The sequence below is a fragment of the Ammoniphilus sp. YIM 78166 genome, assembly GCF_004522215.1.
Taxonomy (GTDB): domain Bacteria; phylum Bacillota; class Bacilli; order Aneurinibacillales; family RAOX-1; genus YIM-78166.
On the sequence record NZ_SDLR01000003.1, the window covers coordinates 333,790 to 349,539 of the forward strand.

Consider the following 15,750-nt stretch of genomic DNA (forward strand, 5'->3'; position numbering starts at 1 on the left):
CTAAAGAAGGTAAGGGAGGATAAGGCCTTCTCTTCCCTTCTTTTTTTTACCATCTTAATTCTCTGACAATCTCACGAACCCCGATGGAGCGGATGACCTCAATGAATAATTGTTTCATTTCTGCGCTTTTCATGATCTGAACCATCGATTTTTGCATCTCTGGTGTTTTCATTAAATCAATCAGAACTTGTTGCATTTCAGGGCTTGATAATACACTTGCCATTTGTTGTCTCATTTCCGGAGTCGACATGATCTGGATAAGAGCTTGCTGGACTTCAGGCGCCTGCATGAGTTCAGCCATCTGCTGTGAGGAAAGCTTAAGTGGTACCGGGGAAAAGTTACTCCAAGCGTTGCAGCCCGTTAAGGTAATGGAAAAGAGCAAGAGTATAGATAGAAAGATTCGCATGGGTTGGACTCCTTTATATAAACTTAGTCCGGTTATTTTTCCCAATTGATCTCGTTGTCAATCTGCCGAAACGGAAAGCTTAATTTATACCCTATGTAAAAGAAAAGTTCCCGAAAAAAGAAGGGGGTTTGGGTCCTTATACTCTTATAGGCGGACGTTAAAGTAGGAGAGGAATAGGCTTTCATCCCTAAGTTCGTTGCCATGACCATCGAACGCTTCATGTGGAGCGGGTCACTGACAATAGTAAAGGTTTTGAATCCTTCTTCCATGGCAATCGCAAAAGCGTATTTAAGGTTTTCTTCGGTGATAGTGGATTGGCTTTCAGTGAAAATATCCTCGGGTTTCACATGGTTTTCTAAAGCATATTGTTTCGCAACCTCGGATTCGGAAAGGGGTTCTGTGTTCTTTTTGCCGCCAGTAAAAATTAGATGTTCCACGTAACCATTTTGATAAAGCCAGATGGCATGGTTTATTCGCTCTTGAAAAACAGGGGAGGGTTTGGCATCCCAAACGGCTGCCCCAAGAACGATAGCGGCATCTGTTTTCACCCTTTCCTGCTTGGTCCTATAATTCCAAATGTCCATGGCAGAATAGAGTATGAATACGATCGATACCACAATAAAGACTGACATTGCTTTTTTAAGTTGAGACATTTTATAACCACTTCCTTAGTAATCTGAAAACCGCTTTCGATACGTCCGTGGAGATACTCCCTCATACCGGGTGAAGCTGGAACTGAAGTAAGAAGGCTGATGGAATCCTACTTCTTCAGCAATGCGTGCAATCGGCAAATCAGTTCGCAGGAGCAGCAGCTTAGCTTGCTCCAGACGATACCGGGTGAGGTATTCAAATGGGGAACAGCCGAATTGCTTTTGCATACAGCGAGCGATATAGACCGGATGGAAATTAAGCACTTCTCCCAGCTGATCAGCCGTTATATCTTCCTTGTAATGCTTGCGTAAATAAGCAGCCGATTGCTCCGCGACATTGCTTCCAGGTACGATTGTACTCAAATCGATGGAGGAGTTTAATAATTCAAGAACCTGCTGGAAGATCAGTTGGCGTTTCCAACGCGCCCAGTTATGATGGGACTCATGCTCTAAATCATTAATTTGCTGCAGTTTGCTGTAAATGGCAGATGGTTGCTGAAGTCGAACAAACTGCGGGATCAGCATGGTGAAGGTTGACACCGTAAACGGATTCGTTTCCACTGGTTCTACCTGTTCCTGCATAAAGGTTTCTGTCGTTCCCCATGTTTCTGTTGTATCAAAATGGACCCAAAAGTGTCCCGTTTCCTCCTTGCACGCTTCAGTCGGATAATGGTGTCGGTCTGGCCGAAGGATGAGAGCATGCCCTGCCGGCACCTCGTATTGCTGCTGTTCTTCTGCTATATAAAGGCAACCGCTCGACACTACCAATAAGTCAAACACGCCCAGATTTCTGCGATTCAAGTGCTTTTGACCTGGCCGAAATGTATAAAAACCGCTCGCGATATGGTAGGGCATAGGCGGAGCCGTAAACTGAAGAATAGACAAGATCTCTCCACCTCGATCTCATGAAAGTTTGTATCGTGAAAGTTTTGGTTCAAATCCTAACACTTCCTCTAAAGTATAGCGTTTATAATTTGAAAAGACTAGATTGCTGCAAGCAGGAGGAATGGGAAATGAAGGAGAACAAGCAGGATATGACGCTGTGGATGCTGGCATGGCCTATCTTTCTGGAAATGCTGCTGCAGTTTTTGCTTGGGGCTGTAGACATCCTAATGGTGAGCGATATCTCGGATGATGCCGTCGCAGTCATTGGCATTTCAACACAGCTGTTTAACGCGGCCAATATTCTGTTTATGGCAATAGCAAGCGGTGCAGGTATCTTGGTAGCCCAGAAGCTGGGGGCCAAAAGAATGGAGGACGCTCGGACCATCGGGATTATGGGCACTATGGTTTGTATGGGCATAGGTATGGTCTTAAGTGTTCTCCTTTTCTTTGGGGCAGGTTCGATTGCACAGCTGCTTCAGCTGCCAGTGGCGCTGCAGCCGCTTGGTGAAACGTATATCTCCATTGTAGGAGCTGGCATGGTGTTTATGGCCGCTATGGCGGTACTTGGCACCATTATCCGAAACACCGGGAACACACGGGGACCCATGTATGTCTCGATCGGGATTAACATTATTCATGTCATTTTAAATTATGCTTTTATTTACGGCGCTTTTGGCTTTCCTCAGTGGGGCCTGGCAGGGGTTGCGTTATCGACAGCGATCAGCCGATTGATAGGAACGGTCATTTTGTTTGTGATGTTCCAAAACTCCTTCAGCAAGCAGGTGAGTTGGAAGGACTTAGGGGTATTTGACAAGCCTTTGTTTAAGGAAACCTTGAAGCTCAGCTGGCCACTAGGAGTCGGTATGTCCTCCTGGTGCTTTACCCAGTTGGTTATCTTTTCCTTTACAGCCATGCTCGGAGCAAAGGAGTTGAGTGCACGGACCTATTTGAACACCTTGGAATCCTTTTGCTTTCTCATTGGCTTTTCCATTGCAATGGCAGGTCAGATCTACATTGCACACTATTACGGATCCGGCTACTATAAAGAAACCTATCGAAGTGCCTATAAAGTCTTGTGGGTGGGACTTGGTCTCGTGATGGCCAATACCCTGCTGCTGGTTGTCGTCGGGAAACAAGCACTCATGCTGTTTACGGCCGACTTAGAAATTATCGCATTAGGGGTGTCCTTATTAGCCGTCAATCTATTGCTGCAACCAGCCAAGATGCTCAATATGGCGATCGGCAGCGCCTTAAACGCGGTAGGCGACACTCGCTTCAACATGATCATTGGGCTATTCTCCATGTGGTTAGTTGCTGTAGGCCTTTCCTATTATTTAGGCATTACGCTCGGGTGGGGATTATTCGGCATCTATGCAGCGATGATATTAGATGAACTCTTGAGAGGAGGACTCACCCTCCTTCGCTGGAGAGCCAAGAGGTTTATGAAAAAACCAGTGTTCAGGGAGGAATTCAAAACACCATCTGAGGCGATTTCTTAGATCTTGAATACGTAAAGGGAGTAGTGCCCGCTCATTTCCGTGGAACATGCAAATTCAGTCGTGTTCCACGAGAAAAAGCGGGCAGAATTTCGTTTTTGAGTCTTGTATGCGCTTACGAATTTAGTTAATATGATAGATTAAGAGGGAGGAGAGAAGGGATGTCGGACAAGAAGTGGAAGGTAGGACTCATTGCTCTCTCTATGATCGTGATCTATCTGTTTATTGGCTTTGCCATCAATGCTCGTACGATTGACAATGTCGTAGCCCTTCTGCGTGGAGCAGAGGTGAGCAGCTCCCAGCGCTATCATGTGGTTCTGATCGAACAGGAGCAGCGGCACCCTTACTGGCAATTGATAGAGAGAGGAGCCTTGGATGCTGCGAAAATATACGATCTTGAGCTAGAGTATACAGGCCCTGTTCGAAACAATATGGAGGAGCAAATCAAACTATTAGAAAAAGCGATCGCATCCAAAGTCGACGGCATTATTGTTCAAGGTCTGAATGACGAAAAATTTACGCCGGTGATCAATAAAGCGATTGATAAAGGAATTCCTGTGCTCACGATCGATACCGATGCGCCGACAAGCAGACGGTTAACGTATGTAGGGACGGACAACTTCCGGGCTGGGAACCGGTTAGGACATATGGTCGTTCAGGCAACAGGAGGACAAGGCAAAATCGGTGTCCTCATCGGGAGTGATAAAGCGGAAAACCAGATGCTCCGGCTCAATGGGTTGAAGCATGTGATCGATCAATTTCCTGGTCTTGAGATTGTCGCGGTGCGTCCCTCCAATATTTCTCGAATCGAAGCGGTGGAACAGGCGATCGCGGTGCTCGCTCAACACCCCGAGATTGATACGATGGTAGGGACCAGCGCACTGGATGCCTTGGGGATGGTTCAAGCGAAAAATCATGTGGGCCGATATGAGATACGGATCATCGGATTTGATGACTTGCCCGAGACGTTGGACGGCATTAGAAAAGGAGAAATTGTATCCACACTGGCACAAAAGCCCTACCTGATGGGATACGATTCCATTCGTCTGCTCCACGACCATTTCCGGGGAAGGCCCTTGCCAAAAGAGCATTATACCGAGGTTGAAGTGATCAACGCAAGCCACGCAAGGAGGGAGTGAAGACGATGACAATACGAACAAAGCTTTTCATTTTCATTCCCTTGATCGTCATCCTCATGAATGTCGTTTCTTACTTTATTTTTGACAGCAGTAAAAAAGTCCAAGAAAGCTATAATCTGATGATGGATCGGATACTGCTTTACAAGCAAATTAGCCATGAAACACAGGAGAGTCTAAGGTATTTCAGCCACTTTTTTCTGCGGCTGGATCAAGACAGTTTTCTGGAATTTAATAAACACACCAAGGAGCTGGAGAGGCTCAGGTTCCGGCTGCTTGCACAAAAAAAGACAGAACTCAACCATGTTCAAATCCGCAACTACGCCAATCTCATCGAGACGTTCTTAGAACAAGTGCAAGGGACAACCGCGACCATGAATAAGGAGGGCATCAACAACAATACCCATTTGTATATGGAAGCCGAGAAAACCTCTCGCTTCATTGCGGAGCATGGCCAGGCGCTAGTCGATTTGGAGTTGAGCTATTATCAGCCAATCTATCAGGAGATTATTCACGCGACTGACCGGATGAATCTATTGGGCGCCTTGCTGTTTATTACGTCCACCCTGCTGAGTATTACGTTTGCAATTTGGCTCTCTCGTTCGATTACCGCTCCGATCCGAAGACTGGTGGCTACAGCCAAACAGATCGCGAAAGGCAATCTGGACACCAAAGCGCCGGAGTTGGGAAGCACGGATGAAATTGGGATTCTTTGCCGGACGTTTAATCGCATGCTCGAAAACGTCAAGGACCTAATGGAGAAAAATTTGGAGGGCATCGAAAAAGACCGAATGGTCAAGGAATTTGAGCTGAAAGCGCTGCAGAGCCAAATTAATCCCCATTTTTTGTTTAATACCTTAAATGTCATCTCCAAGCTGGCCTATATCGAGGGAGCAGAGAAAACAAGCGATTTAACTATCTCCGTGTCCCGACTGATCCGCTATAACCTGCGCAAGCTCGATCAAGCGGTGACCCTGCGTGATGAGGTGGAGCATGCGAAGGAGTACTTTTCCATTCAAAAAGCAAGGTTCAGGGACCGGGTTTCCTTTGAACTCGACATCGATGACAGGGCACTCGAACAAGCGGTTCCTTGTCTGACTCTGCAGCCTATTTTAGAAAACGCTTTTATGCATGGGATTGAAGAAAAGGAAGAAGGTGCGGTGCTGAAACTCACGGTTCACTATGTCGATTCTCACGTTCGGGTGGAGGTTGCTGACAATGGAGTCGGGATGACGGAGGAAACGCGAAAAAAACTGCTTCAATTGAATGCAGAAGGGCCGAGCGGCCAACGCTCAGGTCACTCGACTGGGCTCGGAACTCACAATGTGTTCAAGCGATTGGATCATTTCTTCGAAGGCAAGCAAACCATTGAGGTGCTGAGCGGAATCAACGAAGGGACATCCGTGATTTTTCGGCTCCCCAACCGATCGTACCAGCCGTAAGAAAGGAGAAGGTGGAGCATGTACCGATTGCTTATTGCAGATGATGAGGTGTTGGAACGCGAAGGCCTCGAGCTCATGGTGGGCCGCTTGTTGCCGGGGAAATTTGAAATCTACCATGCGGACAACGGACGGAAGGCAATCCAGGTTGCAGAGGAGCATCGCCCGGATATCATTTTCATGGATATTAAAATGCCAGGGATTCAAGGGTTAGAAGCGATCAAGGAAATTCTCAAGCGGCATACAGGAGCCAAGATTGTCCTGGTCACGGCTTTTGACTATTTTGTTTACGCCAAGGAAGCGGTTGCCCTAGGGGTCAAGGATTATATCCTAAAACCCGCAAAAAAAGAGCAAATCCTCGAAATGTTGCAACGGATGATCTCGGAGCTGGAGGAAGAAAAAAAGAAAAGGCAAGAGGAGCTGGAGTTAAAAGAGAGGCTTTCCCAGCTGCGCCCTTTAATTGAAAATGAATTTGCCATTATGCTGATGCTGGATTATGTACAGGAAGTCGATCTTCGCCACGTAGCAGACATGCTGGATTGTGATTGGAGCTGGGGCTACGCCATGGTATTTTCCCTTGTGACGGATCAAGCCCCGCTTGACCTGAATAAAAAGGAGTGCTACGAGTCCATTAAAAGCTACATCAAGCCCCAGTTGCCTTGCCTGGTAAGTCCTTTGATCGGAAGTCAACTGGCTTTGTTTGTTCCGTCCGAGCCTGGTATCTCCTCCTATTCCCATCGGATCAAGTCGCTCCAGTGGGGGAAAAAGCTGCAGGACAAGCTCGAAGCAGAGCTTAAGCTCTCAAGTGTGATCGGCATCGGGTCGATTCAGGAAGGGATCGAGGGACTTCGCCAATCCTATCATCAAGCCATGTTGGTCTCAACTGACCCGACGGCGATGGGGAGCATCCGTCACTATGATGATGTAGCGCAAGGAGTAAAAAAACTGCTTTTTTCACTCAACGACGAGAAGCAGCTGTTTGATGCCGTACATCGCTTACACAAACAAGAGGCCCATGATAAGCTTACTGTGATGCTGGATAAGCTGGGCAGAAACGTTGACCTGGCGAGATGGCGAAAAGAAATCACCTACCTTTTCGAATCGCTGACCAAGCAATTTCTCCAGCAAGGGATCAAAGTGGAGGCGCATGCTGACTTTTCCTCGGTTTGTCAGATCGAAGAGCTGCGCCAGGCAAGCGTCGAACGGTTGGATGAGCTGATCCGGGTCGTCAAGGACGAGAGAGAAAAGCGCAGTGCGACGGTGATCGATCGGGCCAAAGCCTATATTGATGATCAGTACAGAGAGGAGATCTCGATGGAACAGGTGGCGGAGTATGTCAGCTTAAGCCCCTATTACTTCAGTAAACTGTTTAAAGTGCAAATCGGGGAAACCTTTATTGATTATCTAACTCAACTGCGGATTGAGGAAGCCAAGAAATTGATGTTAAATCCTGAATACAGCTTGAAGGAAATCTGCTACGATGTCGGTTATAAGGACCCGAATTATTTTAGCCGCGTGTTTAAAAAAGTTACCGGAACGACCCCCAAGGAATATCGACAAAACGAGCTTGAAGAAAAGTCCTGGTCATCATGACAGGACTTTTTTGTGTTCAAGACAAAATAGTCCTAGTGATGTTGAAACCGATATCACTCCCGCAAAAAAAGTGAAGCGACTAGACAAAGGAGTGCAGGTCATCCTGGTATCAGGCTGAGAACTCCGATGCTAAGATTAAGTTGTAAGCGTGATCATGATAAAGGAAATCAAAGGGGGATCATTCGTATGTTGAAATGGGGAAGAAGTCTTAGCTTAAGTACGGCTGCTTTATTGTTGGCAGCCTCCCTGACCGGTTGTGGAGTCGTTTCGAGCGGAGATAAGCCGGCTACCAATTCCGGAGAGCAAACACAGACCAAATCTGCAGATGACAAGATTGTAATTGGAATGTCCATGGATACGCTGAAAGAAGAACGCTGGCAAAAAGACCGCGACATTTTTGTGGCGAAGGTGCAAGAATTGGGCGGTGAAGTCAAAGTGCTAGCGGCAGATGGAAACGATGCCACGCAATTAAGCCAAGCGGAACAGCTGATTTCCCAAGGGGTTGATGTTCTCGTCGTCATCCCGCATAACGCGGAAGCGTCTGCACCGATTGTAGATAAAGCGCATAAAGAGGGCATCAAAGTCATCTCCTACGACCGACTCATTAAAAATTCCGACGTGGATTACTATCTTTCCTTTGAAAACGTTCGGGTAGGGGAAATGCAGGCTCAAGCCATCGTTGAAAAGGCACCGAAAGGAAACTATGTGTATATCGGTGGAGCGGACACCGACAATAACGCCCACATGTTTAAAGAAGGGGCAATGAACGTGCTGAAACCGTTGGTAGAAAAGGGAGACATCAAGATCGTTTACGATCAATTTTCTAAAGATTGGAAACCCGAAGAAGCTTTGAAAAACATGGAAAATGCGCTAACTGCTAACAACAACGACGTCCAGGCCGTTGTCGCGGCCAATGACGGGACCGCAGGCGGAGCGATCCAAGCCTTGAACGCACAAGGCTTAGTTGGCAAGGTTCCGGTATCTGGCCAAGATGCGGATATGGCCGCGGTTCAGCGGATTGCTGAAGGTAAGCAAACCATGACAGTTTACAAGCCGATCACGGCCATTGCAACCAAAGCTGCGGAGATGGCGGTGACTTTAGCCAAAGGGGAAACCGTACAAGCGGATAAGAAAGTCAACAACGGCAAGATTGAAGTTCCTTCCATCCTGCTAGACCCGATTTCGGTGAATCAAGACAACTTGGTCGACACCGTGATCAAAGACGGATTCCATAAAGTCGAAGATGTGTTCAAAAATGTTCCTAAGGATCAATGGCCAAAGCAATAGCAGCAGGTGTGGAGTATAGGGCAGCCCGGCTGTTCTATACTCTATCTTTTGATAGAGGAGTGAACGAAGTGTACGCATTGGAAATGGTTGACATTACAAAAGAGTTTCCAGGGGTTAGGGCCTTAGACCGAGTGAATTTCAAGGTAAAAAAAGGAGAAATCCATGCCCTCTGCGGAGAAAACGGGGCAGGCAAGTCGACGTTAATGAAAGTGCTCAGTGGTCTTTATCCAGCAGGGACGTATACGGGCGAGATCCGAATCGATGCTGAGAAAAAAGAGTTTCATAAGATCAGCGATGCCGAACAAGCGGGGATCACGATTATCCACCAGGAGCTGGCATTAGTGAAGGACATGACCGTCGGTGAGAACATTTTCCTTGGCGCCGAACCGACGAAGCGAGGGGTCATACAGTGGGATGAGCTGTATCACCACGCGGGAAAATGGCTAAAGACGGTCGGTCTCCATATCAGCCCTGATACCAAAATTGGAACACTCGGGATTGGCCAGCAGCAGCTCGTCGAAATTGCCAAGGCACTGTCTAAAAATACGAAGATCCTCATCCTTGACGAACCCACCGCTGCTCTCACCGAGAGTGAAGTGGACATCTTGATCGGGATTCTCAACCAGCTGAGAGAAGAAGGAGTCTCTTGTATTTATATCTCACACAAGATGCCGGAAGTTTTCCGTCTCGCCGACAGCATTACCATTCTCCGCGATGGCCAGACGATCGCGACTCTAGATCGTAAAGAGGCTGATGATGACAAAGTGGTTTCCTTGATGGTCGGAAGGGAGTTAACCGAGCGATATCCACGCGTGGAACACGTGCCAAAAGAGACGGTGCTTGAGGTTCGCCACTATTCCGTATGGCATCAGGATAAACCTGACCAGCAAGTGATTCGAAAAGTGAGCTTTTCCCTGCGAAAAGGGGAAATCCTCGGCATCGCGGGGCTCATGGGAGCCGGCCGAAGCGAATTGGTGATGAGCTTGTTCGGGGCTTATGGAGGAAAAGCGGAAGGCGAGATTTTGATCAACAATCGGCCCGTGCGTATCCAGTCCGTCTCGGATGCAATCAAGGAAGGTCTTGCCTTAGTCACCGAGGATCGCAAGCGATTAGGCTTGGTGTTGGGGATGGATATCAAGACAAATACGTCCATGGCGACCCTAAGTAAAGTAAGCAAGTGGGGAGTCATTGATGCCAATGAAGAGATTAAGTGGGGACAGAAGTATGTCAAAGACCTAAGAACGAAAACCGCTTCCCTTGAAACGCCCGTCGGGACCCTTTCGGGAGGGAACCAGCAAAAGGTCGTCATTGCCAAGTGGCTGATGTCAGATCCCAAGGTGCTGATTCTCGATGAACCCACTCGAGGAATCGACGTAGGGGCTAAATACGAGATTTACAACCTCATGAACCAGTTGGTCGATCAAGGAGTGGCGATCATTATGATTTCCTCAGAGCTTCCGGAGGTATTGGGCATGAGCGACCGGATCCTCGTGATGAGTGAAGGTCAGTTTGTCAAGGAACTGGATTGGCGTGAAGCCACGCAAGAAAATATTATGTTAGCGGCAACAGGAGGGTAAAACGCATGGAAATGAAAACGGAAATCAACGCTTCCAAACCAAGTGGACTAAAGAGTATCTTGGGTAAAATGGACGTTCGAGCCTACACGATGGTCGCCGCCGTAGTCCTGATCTGGATATTCTTCGGCCTAATGCATGACACGTTTTTAACCGCACGGAACTTATCTAATTTATTCACGCAAATGTCAGTGACCGCCATTCTCGCCATCGGGATGGTTCTGGTCATTGTGGCCGGCCATATCGACTTGTCCGTTGGTTCCCTTGTCGGCCTTACAGGCGGTGTGGCCTCGATCCTCAGCAATTGGCTGGGGATGCCTACCTCGGTTGTAATTATCGGTACTCTCGTCGTTGGAGCCTTGCTTGGCATGTTCCAAGGCTGGCTTGTGGCTTATCAGGCGATCCCCGCCTTTATCGTCACCTTAGGGGGGATGATGGTGTTCCGCGGGGCACTGATGGGAGTCACCAAGTCCTCGACCATTTCCATCTCCGACCCGGCGTTTGCGCTCTTGGGAAATGCGTACTTCGCCGCGGGATTTGGCTTAATTCTTGCCGTCCTTGCTATTGGGGCCATTCTATGGTCCACCTTGAAGAAAAGAAAGTCTCGGGAGAAGTATGGCTTCGACGTCGCTCCAATGGGGGTCGATCTGACGAAAATCGGATTTATTAGCTTGCTTGTAATCTCCTTTGTCCTGCTCATGAACAGCTATAAAGGCATTCCTTTTCCGATCATTTTTGTCATTATTCTCGCACTCGTCTTCAGTTTCCTGGCCAATCAAACCTCCTTTGGCCGCCATATCTATGCCATTGGGGGAAACCCAGATGCCGCACGCTTGTCTGGGGTGAACATCCGCAAGAAAACGATGCTCGTCTTCCTGCTCAGCGGCTTGCTGGCGTCGATCGCTTCCTTGGTTCTGACGTCCCGCTTGTCTTCGGCTACCATTTCCGCAGGACAAATGTATGAGCTCGATGCTATTGCCGCATGCGTGATCGGGGGAACCTCCTTAATGGGCGGATCCGGTACGATCCTAGGGGCGATCATCGGAGCCTTAATCATGACTTCCCTGGATAATGGGATGTCCCTAATGGGCTTGGAGTCTTTTTGGCAATATGTAGTTAAGGGAAGTATACTAGTAGCTGCCGTGTGGTTGGATATTTCCAGCCGCAAGAAAAAAGCAACCAAATAAGGAGGAGTTCCAATGCAAAAGGTCCGATGGGGAATTCTCAGTACAGCAGGGATTGCCAGACGTCAGCTCATTCCTGCCCTGCAAAAGGAGCCTGGAAGTGAAATCACAGCTATCGCCAGTTTAAGCGGCAAGGCAAGGGAGGTGGCCGATGAATTTGGCATTCCCCGGGCGTATGATTCCTATGAAGAGCTGTTACAGGATCCGGACATCCAAGTGGTATATATTCCGCTGCCCAATGCTTTGCACCAACAATGGGCGATCATGGCGGCCCAGCATCACAAGCATATCTTGTGTGAAAAGCCAGCTACGCTTCATGCGGACGAGATGAACGCTGTGATCGAAGCTTGTCAGCAGCACCAAGTCCTTTTTATGGAAGCCTTCATGTACCAGTTTCATCCGCAGCACGAAAAAGTCAAGGCATTGGTTCGCTCGGGAGCCATCGGCGAGGTTCGCTTGTTTCGAGCAGCCTTTAGCTTCGCGATAGGAGACCAGCCTGACAATATTCGTTTAAATAAAGAGCTGGGCGGCGGCAGCTTGTATGACGTCGGATGCTACGGAATCCATTCGCTGCGCTATATTCTAGAGGATGAGCCGGAGCAGGTATTTGCCATGGGAAAAATAGATCCCGCTTCGGGCGTCGATACCCTGATGACCCTAAGCCTGAAAATGCAGAGCGGGGTTCATGCCCTCGTGGATTGCAACTTCGAAATTCCCAATCGGCAAGAATATGAGGTGATCGGAACCAAAGGAAGGATTCACGTCCCCCGGGCGTACCGCCCTGATTTGGCCGGAGGGGAGGGACTGATCCGCCTTCATCATGAGAATGGGGAAGTCCAGGAGCTGCTCGTGGAGGGGGACCAGTATCTGCTGCAGGTCCAGCATCTCGCCGATTGTATCCGAAAAGGGATCGAGCCGTCTTATCCCCCATCGAATACGCTGCAAAATATGCGAGTAATCGATGCTGCCTACAGCTCGTTGCGTGAAGGTAAAAGCATATACTTATAAGACAGGAGACATAAAATATGGGAGTTGGAATTGGATTTATCGGGACTGGATTTGTTTCGTTAATGCATCAACAGGCCATTCAACAAGTGGAGAACGCCAGCTTGGTGGGGGTCTACGATCGCAATCGGGAGGTTCTGCAGCAAAAAGCAGCAGAGTGGGGCGTACAAGCTTTTTCATCAGTGGAGGAGCTCGTGAGCTCCCCAGACATTAATGTAATCTATGTGCTTTCACCGGTGGAGTACCATTTTGAGCATGCCAAGCAAGCCATTACCGCAAGCAAGCACGTCTTCATCGAAAAGCCCGTGGGCTTGTCCGTCGAGGAAAACCAAACCTTGGCGCGCTTAGCTCAAGAAGCCGGGGTCCACTGTGTACCTGCCCATAATTATGTTTACAACCCCTCCATTTGGAGAATTCGACGGATGATCGACAGAGGGGACATGGGGGAGATCGTAGCAGGATGGATTCAGTACTGCATCTATCATTCCGATGACATCTTTGCCCGTTATCCTGGCGTGATTCCACAAATTATGACCCATCATTTGTACACCTTGTTGTATCTGCTCGGCCGCCCCACCCGGGTTATGGCCATGGCAACAGAAACACGCGAAAACAAGGTGGGAAAAGAAGACCAAGCGTTTGTCACCTTGGAAATGCCCAACGGAGCAATGATCAGCTTGTTTGCTGGGATCCGGACGAACGACTTAACTTCTCAGCCCGGTCCGTTTATGGTGAAGATTCTCGGTACAGAAGGCGGAGGCAGCCACTCATGGCGTGAAGGCGTGAACACCAAGCAAGTGGGCACCCATCCCGAAACCTGGATTCCGTATGATGAATCCTACGAGCTAGAAACCGATCATCTCGTCAACAAAGTCCTACTAGGCCACCAAAAACCGCTCTCGACCATCGAGGATGCGGTGGACGCCCAGATTCTCCTTGATGCAATCAAGCAATCCGTGGAGAGTGGACGGTCGATCGAAATCAAATGGAATAAGTAAAATGGTAAAGGGTGTTCCAATAATACGGAACACCCTTTGCTACTTTACCCGTCAATGTAATCTGGATCGAAGGAAATGTCTTCCTTCTTATCTAGGTTATACATCGTGTCCTGGATTTCTTCTAGTTGATCGAATCTTTCCTGATTGTAAATCTTGGCTTCTTCAATTCTTTCCTGATTGGCATGTCTAGCTTTTTCAGGATCTCTTTCGAAAAACAGATTTTCCATTTTTTATCACCTCGGATTTAGTTTTCCTCATTCTGTAATAAATCATGTGAAGCTATGAGGGGAGGAGCCAGTCATCTACTCGGAGATGGAAAAAGTCCATCTATTTGACAAAATATTAAAGAATAGAGAGGTATAAGTGGAATTTTACCATTTAAATTGAATAACCACCCCTACTTAGTTGCTTTTATAGTACTATTAGTGGAGATTTTCCATCTATTGGGTTCCTCTCAAAGCCTTTATTCTAAAATAAGTGAACATTTTCCATCTGCACCCCAAACGATGCGTGGTTTATCCAATGCGGTATCTGCTCAGCCATAGTGAGGCGGCTAGTAGGGGGGGCATTCGGACAAGGACCCTGCCCGAACACAAGTCTATTTCTTAGGACTCATAGGAATGTAAAAATCAGGGATTAAGAAAATATTATAGTGTATAGAAAGGACGTGACTATAATAATCGCAGAAAATGATCATCCAAAGGAGTCCTGGAAAAAGAATATTATCCTCTTCTTAAGTAGCCAGACGATCTCGCTATTTGGTTCGTCCTTAGTTCAATATGCGATGATGTGGCACATTACCCTTACGACGAAGTCGGGGGTGATGATGACACTTTATATCCTTTGTGGTTTTCTTCCAACCTTTGTTTTATCGCCTATTGCAGGGGGATGGGCAGATCGCTACAACCGAAAAATGCTGATTATTTTTGCAGATGCACTAATCGCATTGGCTACTGTCATACTGGCCATTATTTTTTTCATGGGATATGATGCGATCTGGCTGTTTTTTGTGATGGCGGCGATTCGCGCCATTGGGACAGGCATACAAACTCCAGCGGTTGGAGCTATTCTGCCGCAAATTGTGCCGGAGGATCAGCTCACTAGGGTCAATGGCATAAACGGAAGTCTTCAGGCGCTGAATATGTTTCTGGCCCCGATGGCGAGTGCAGCACTTTTGACCACCTCGTCCATAGAGGTAATCTTCCTTATTGATGTGGTTACCGCGGTGATTGCGATTGTAACGTTATTTGTCTTTTTAAATATTCCGGTGCATGAGAAGGCGGCTAAAGAACAAGCAACAAGCTATTTTGCGGACTTAAAACAAGGTTTGGTCTACGTTAGAAATCACGATTTCCTCAAAAGCTTCTTTTTGTTTTTTGCCTTTTTCTTTGTACTGGTCGCACCGGCTGCATTCCTAACACCACTACAAGTCACTCGAACATTCGGTGATGAGGTCTGGAAGTTAACTGCTATCGAAATCACCTTTTCTTTAGGGATGATGGTAGGTGGAGGAGTCATTGCTGCATGGGGAGGCTTCCCTAATAAAGTTCATACCATGACATTCGCCAGTCTAATCATGGGCGTTTGTACGTTGGCGCTCGGTATAATTCCTATCTTTTGGATTTACTTACTTATCATGACGGTATTCGGAGTGGCCATGCCGATTTTCAGTACGCCAACCACCGTTTTATTACAGGAAAATGTAGAAGAAAATTATCTAGGAAGAGTATTTGGATTATACGGGATGATTTCAACCTCAATGATGCCGATGGGGATGCTCCTCTTCGGACCTATGGCGGATGTGATTCCAATCGAATGGCTGCTGATAGGGACAGGGGTACTGATTCTCATATTGGCTGTTTTCTTAGGAAGAAACAAGGTATTACTTGAAACTGGAAAATTAGCATAGACGGATGTGGCGATAATCAACTGTATAATAAAAAAGTGTAGAGAAACGGTGAAATTTCTCTACACTGTTAAGACTCTCAAATCCCATCAACCCTCTTGCTCTCATGACGAGAGAACCTGCTTCTTAGAAGTGTTAAACCCGCATGCAATCTATAAATTGTCAATCGTTATTAATTGGCTGCCACCGAG

14 protein-coding genes are annotated in these 15,750 nt (G+C 47.5%); 10 read left to right on the forward strand and 4 right to left on the reverse strand.

All coding sequences use genetic code 11. The annotated features are described in order from the left end of the window. Positions 1-46: 46 nt before the first annotated feature. The 3 genes from EIZ58_RS13140 to EIZ58_RS13150 are packed head-to-tail and all read right to left on the reverse strand — an operon-like array spanning position 47 to position 1,941. The gene (locus EIZ58_RS13140; RefSeq protein WP_134701255.1) at positions 47-406 is read right to left on the reverse strand and encodes a GerD family protein; all 360 of its coding nucleotides are present in this window, start codon (positions 404-406) and stop codon (positions 47-49) included. A 32-nt stretch (positions 407-438) separates the two neighbouring features. Further along, the gene (locus tag EIZ58_RS13145; RefSeq protein WP_134701256.1) at positions 439-1,059 is read right to left on the reverse strand and encodes a YdcF family protein; all 621 of its coding nucleotides are present in this window, start codon (positions 1,057-1,059) and stop codon (positions 439-441) included. A gap of 15 nt (positions 1,060-1,074) precedes the next feature. Beyond that, positions 1,075-1,941: a helix-turn-helix transcriptional regulator gene (locus EIZ58_RS13150; RefSeq protein ID WP_240689079.1), complete on the reverse strand. Its 867-nt coding sequence runs from the start codon at positions 1,939-1,941 to the stop codon at positions 1,075-1,077. 128 nt (positions 1,942-2,069) lie between these two features. Here EIZ58_RS13150 and EIZ58_RS13155 point away from each other — a divergent pair, with 128 nt between their 5' ends. The 9 genes from EIZ58_RS13155 (at position 2,070) to EIZ58_RS13195 (ending at position 13,653) form a co-directional block, all read left to right on the forward strand. Beyond that, positions 2,070-3,440 (forward strand): MATE family efflux transporter, encoded by a 1,371-nt coding sequence (locus EIZ58_RS13155; RefSeq protein ID WP_134701257.1) that lies wholly within the window; start codon positions 2,070-2,072, stop codon positions 3,438-3,440. A gap of 158 nt (positions 3,441-3,598) precedes the next feature. Continuing rightward, positions 3,599-4,576 (forward strand): sugar-binding protein, encoded by a 978-nt coding sequence (locus EIZ58_RS13160; protein ID WP_134701258.1) that lies wholly within the window; start codon positions 3,599-3,601, stop codon positions 4,574-4,576. Between the two features lie 5 nt (positions 4,577-4,581). After that, positions 4,582-6,015, forward strand: coding sequence for a sensor histidine kinase (locus EIZ58_RS13165; RefSeq protein WP_134701259.1), 1,434 nt, complete (start codon positions 4,582-4,584; stop codon positions 6,013-6,015). An 18-nt stretch (positions 6,016-6,033) separates the two neighbouring features. Beyond that, positions 6,034-7,605, forward strand: coding sequence for a helix-turn-helix domain-containing protein (locus EIZ58_RS13170; protein ID WP_134701260.1), 1,572 nt, complete (start codon positions 6,034-6,036; stop codon positions 7,603-7,605). Positions 7,606-7,791: 186 nt separating this feature from the next. Continuing rightward, positions 7,792-8,892 carry a D-xylose ABC transporter substrate-binding protein gene (gene xylF / locus EIZ58_RS13175; RefSeq protein ID WP_370297686.1) on the forward strand — a complete coding sequence of 367 codons (1,101 nt, stop codon included), beginning with the start codon at positions 7,792-7,794 and terminating at the stop codon, positions 8,890-8,892. A gap of 83 nt (positions 8,893-8,975) precedes the next feature. Beyond that, on the forward strand, positions 8,976-10,469 hold the full coding sequence (locus EIZ58_RS13180; protein WP_205672226.1) for a xylose ABC transporter ATP-binding protein: 1,494 nt from the start codon (positions 8,976-8,978) through the stop codon (positions 10,467-10,469). A gap of 5 nt (positions 10,470-10,474) precedes the next feature. Next, entirely contained in the window at positions 10,475-11,653 is a 1,179-nt protein-coding gene (locus tag EIZ58_RS13185) for a sugar ABC transporter permease (protein WP_134701262.1), read from the forward strand. 12 nt (positions 11,654-11,665) lie between these two features. Further along, entirely contained in the window at positions 11,666-12,658 is a 993-nt protein-coding gene (locus EIZ58_RS13190) for a Gfo/Idh/MocA family protein (RefSeq protein WP_134701263.1), read from the forward strand. 17 nt (positions 12,659-12,675) lie between these two features. After that, positions 12,676-13,653: a Gfo/Idh/MocA family protein gene (locus tag EIZ58_RS13195; protein WP_134701264.1), complete on the forward strand. Its 978-nt coding sequence runs from the start codon at positions 12,676-12,678 to the stop codon at positions 13,651-13,653. A 44-nt stretch (positions 13,654-13,697) separates the two neighbouring features. Here the strand turns inward: EIZ58_RS13195 and EIZ58_RS13200 are convergent, their stop codons facing one another. Beyond that, positions 13,698-13,880, reverse strand: a complete 183-nt coding sequence (locus tag EIZ58_RS13200) for a hypothetical protein (RefSeq protein ID WP_134701265.1) — start codon at positions 13,878-13,880, stop codon at positions 13,698-13,700. Positions 13,881-14,329: 449 nt separating this feature from the next. Between EIZ58_RS13200 and EIZ58_RS13205 the strand changes: the two genes are divergently transcribed. After that, complete coding sequence (locus EIZ58_RS13205; RefSeq protein ID WP_134701984.1) at positions 14,330-15,562, forward strand: MFS transporter; 1,233 nt, start codon at positions 14,330-14,332, stop codon at positions 15,560-15,562. The last annotated feature ends 188 nt before the right edge of the window (positions 15,563-15,750 follow it).

Excerpts from the sequence above, each read along its gene's own strand:
- EIZ58_RS13140 (WP_134701255.1), bottom strand. The coding sequence starts at position 406 with ATGCGAATCTTTCTATCTATACTCTTGCTCTTTTCCATTACCTTAACG.
- EIZ58_RS13145 (WP_134701256.1), bottom strand. The coding sequence starts at position 1,059 with ATGTCTCAACTTAAAAAAGCAATGTCAGTCTTTATTGTGGTATCGATC.
- EIZ58_RS13155 (WP_134701257.1), top strand. The coding sequence starts at position 2,070 with ATGAAGGAGAACAAGCAGGATATGACGCTGTGGATGCTGGCATGGCCT.
- EIZ58_RS13160 (WP_134701258.1), top strand. The coding sequence starts at position 3,599 with ATGTCGGACAAGAAGTGGAAGGTAGGACTCATTGCTCTCTCTATGATC.
- EIZ58_RS13165 (WP_134701259.1), top strand. The coding sequence starts at position 4,582 with ATGACAATACGAACAAAGCTTTTCATTTTCATTCCCTTGATCGTCATC.
- EIZ58_RS13170 (WP_134701260.1), top strand. The coding sequence starts at position 6,034 with ATGTACCGATTGCTTATTGCAGATGATGAGGTGTTGGAACGCGAAGGC.
- xylF (WP_370297686.1), top strand. The coding sequence starts at position 7,792 with ATGTTGAAATGGGGAAGAAGTCTTAGCTTAAGTACGGCTGCTTTATTG.
- EIZ58_RS13180 (WP_205672226.1), top strand. The coding sequence starts at position 8,976 with ATGGTTGACATTACAAAAGAGTTTCCAGGGGTTAGGGCCTTAGACCGA.
- EIZ58_RS13185 (WP_134701262.1), top strand. The coding sequence starts at position 10,475 with ATGGAAATGAAAACGGAAATCAACGCTTCCAAACCAAGTGGACTAAAG.
- EIZ58_RS13190 (WP_134701263.1), top strand. The coding sequence starts at position 11,666 with ATGCAAAAGGTCCGATGGGGAATTCTCAGTACAGCAGGGATTGCCAGA.
- EIZ58_RS13195 (WP_134701264.1), top strand. The coding sequence starts at position 12,676 with ATGGGAGTTGGAATTGGATTTATCGGGACTGGATTTGTTTCGTTAATG.
- EIZ58_RS13200 (WP_134701265.1), bottom strand. The coding sequence starts at position 13,880 with ATGGAAAATCTGTTTTTCGAAAGAGATCCTGAAAAAGCTAGACATGCC.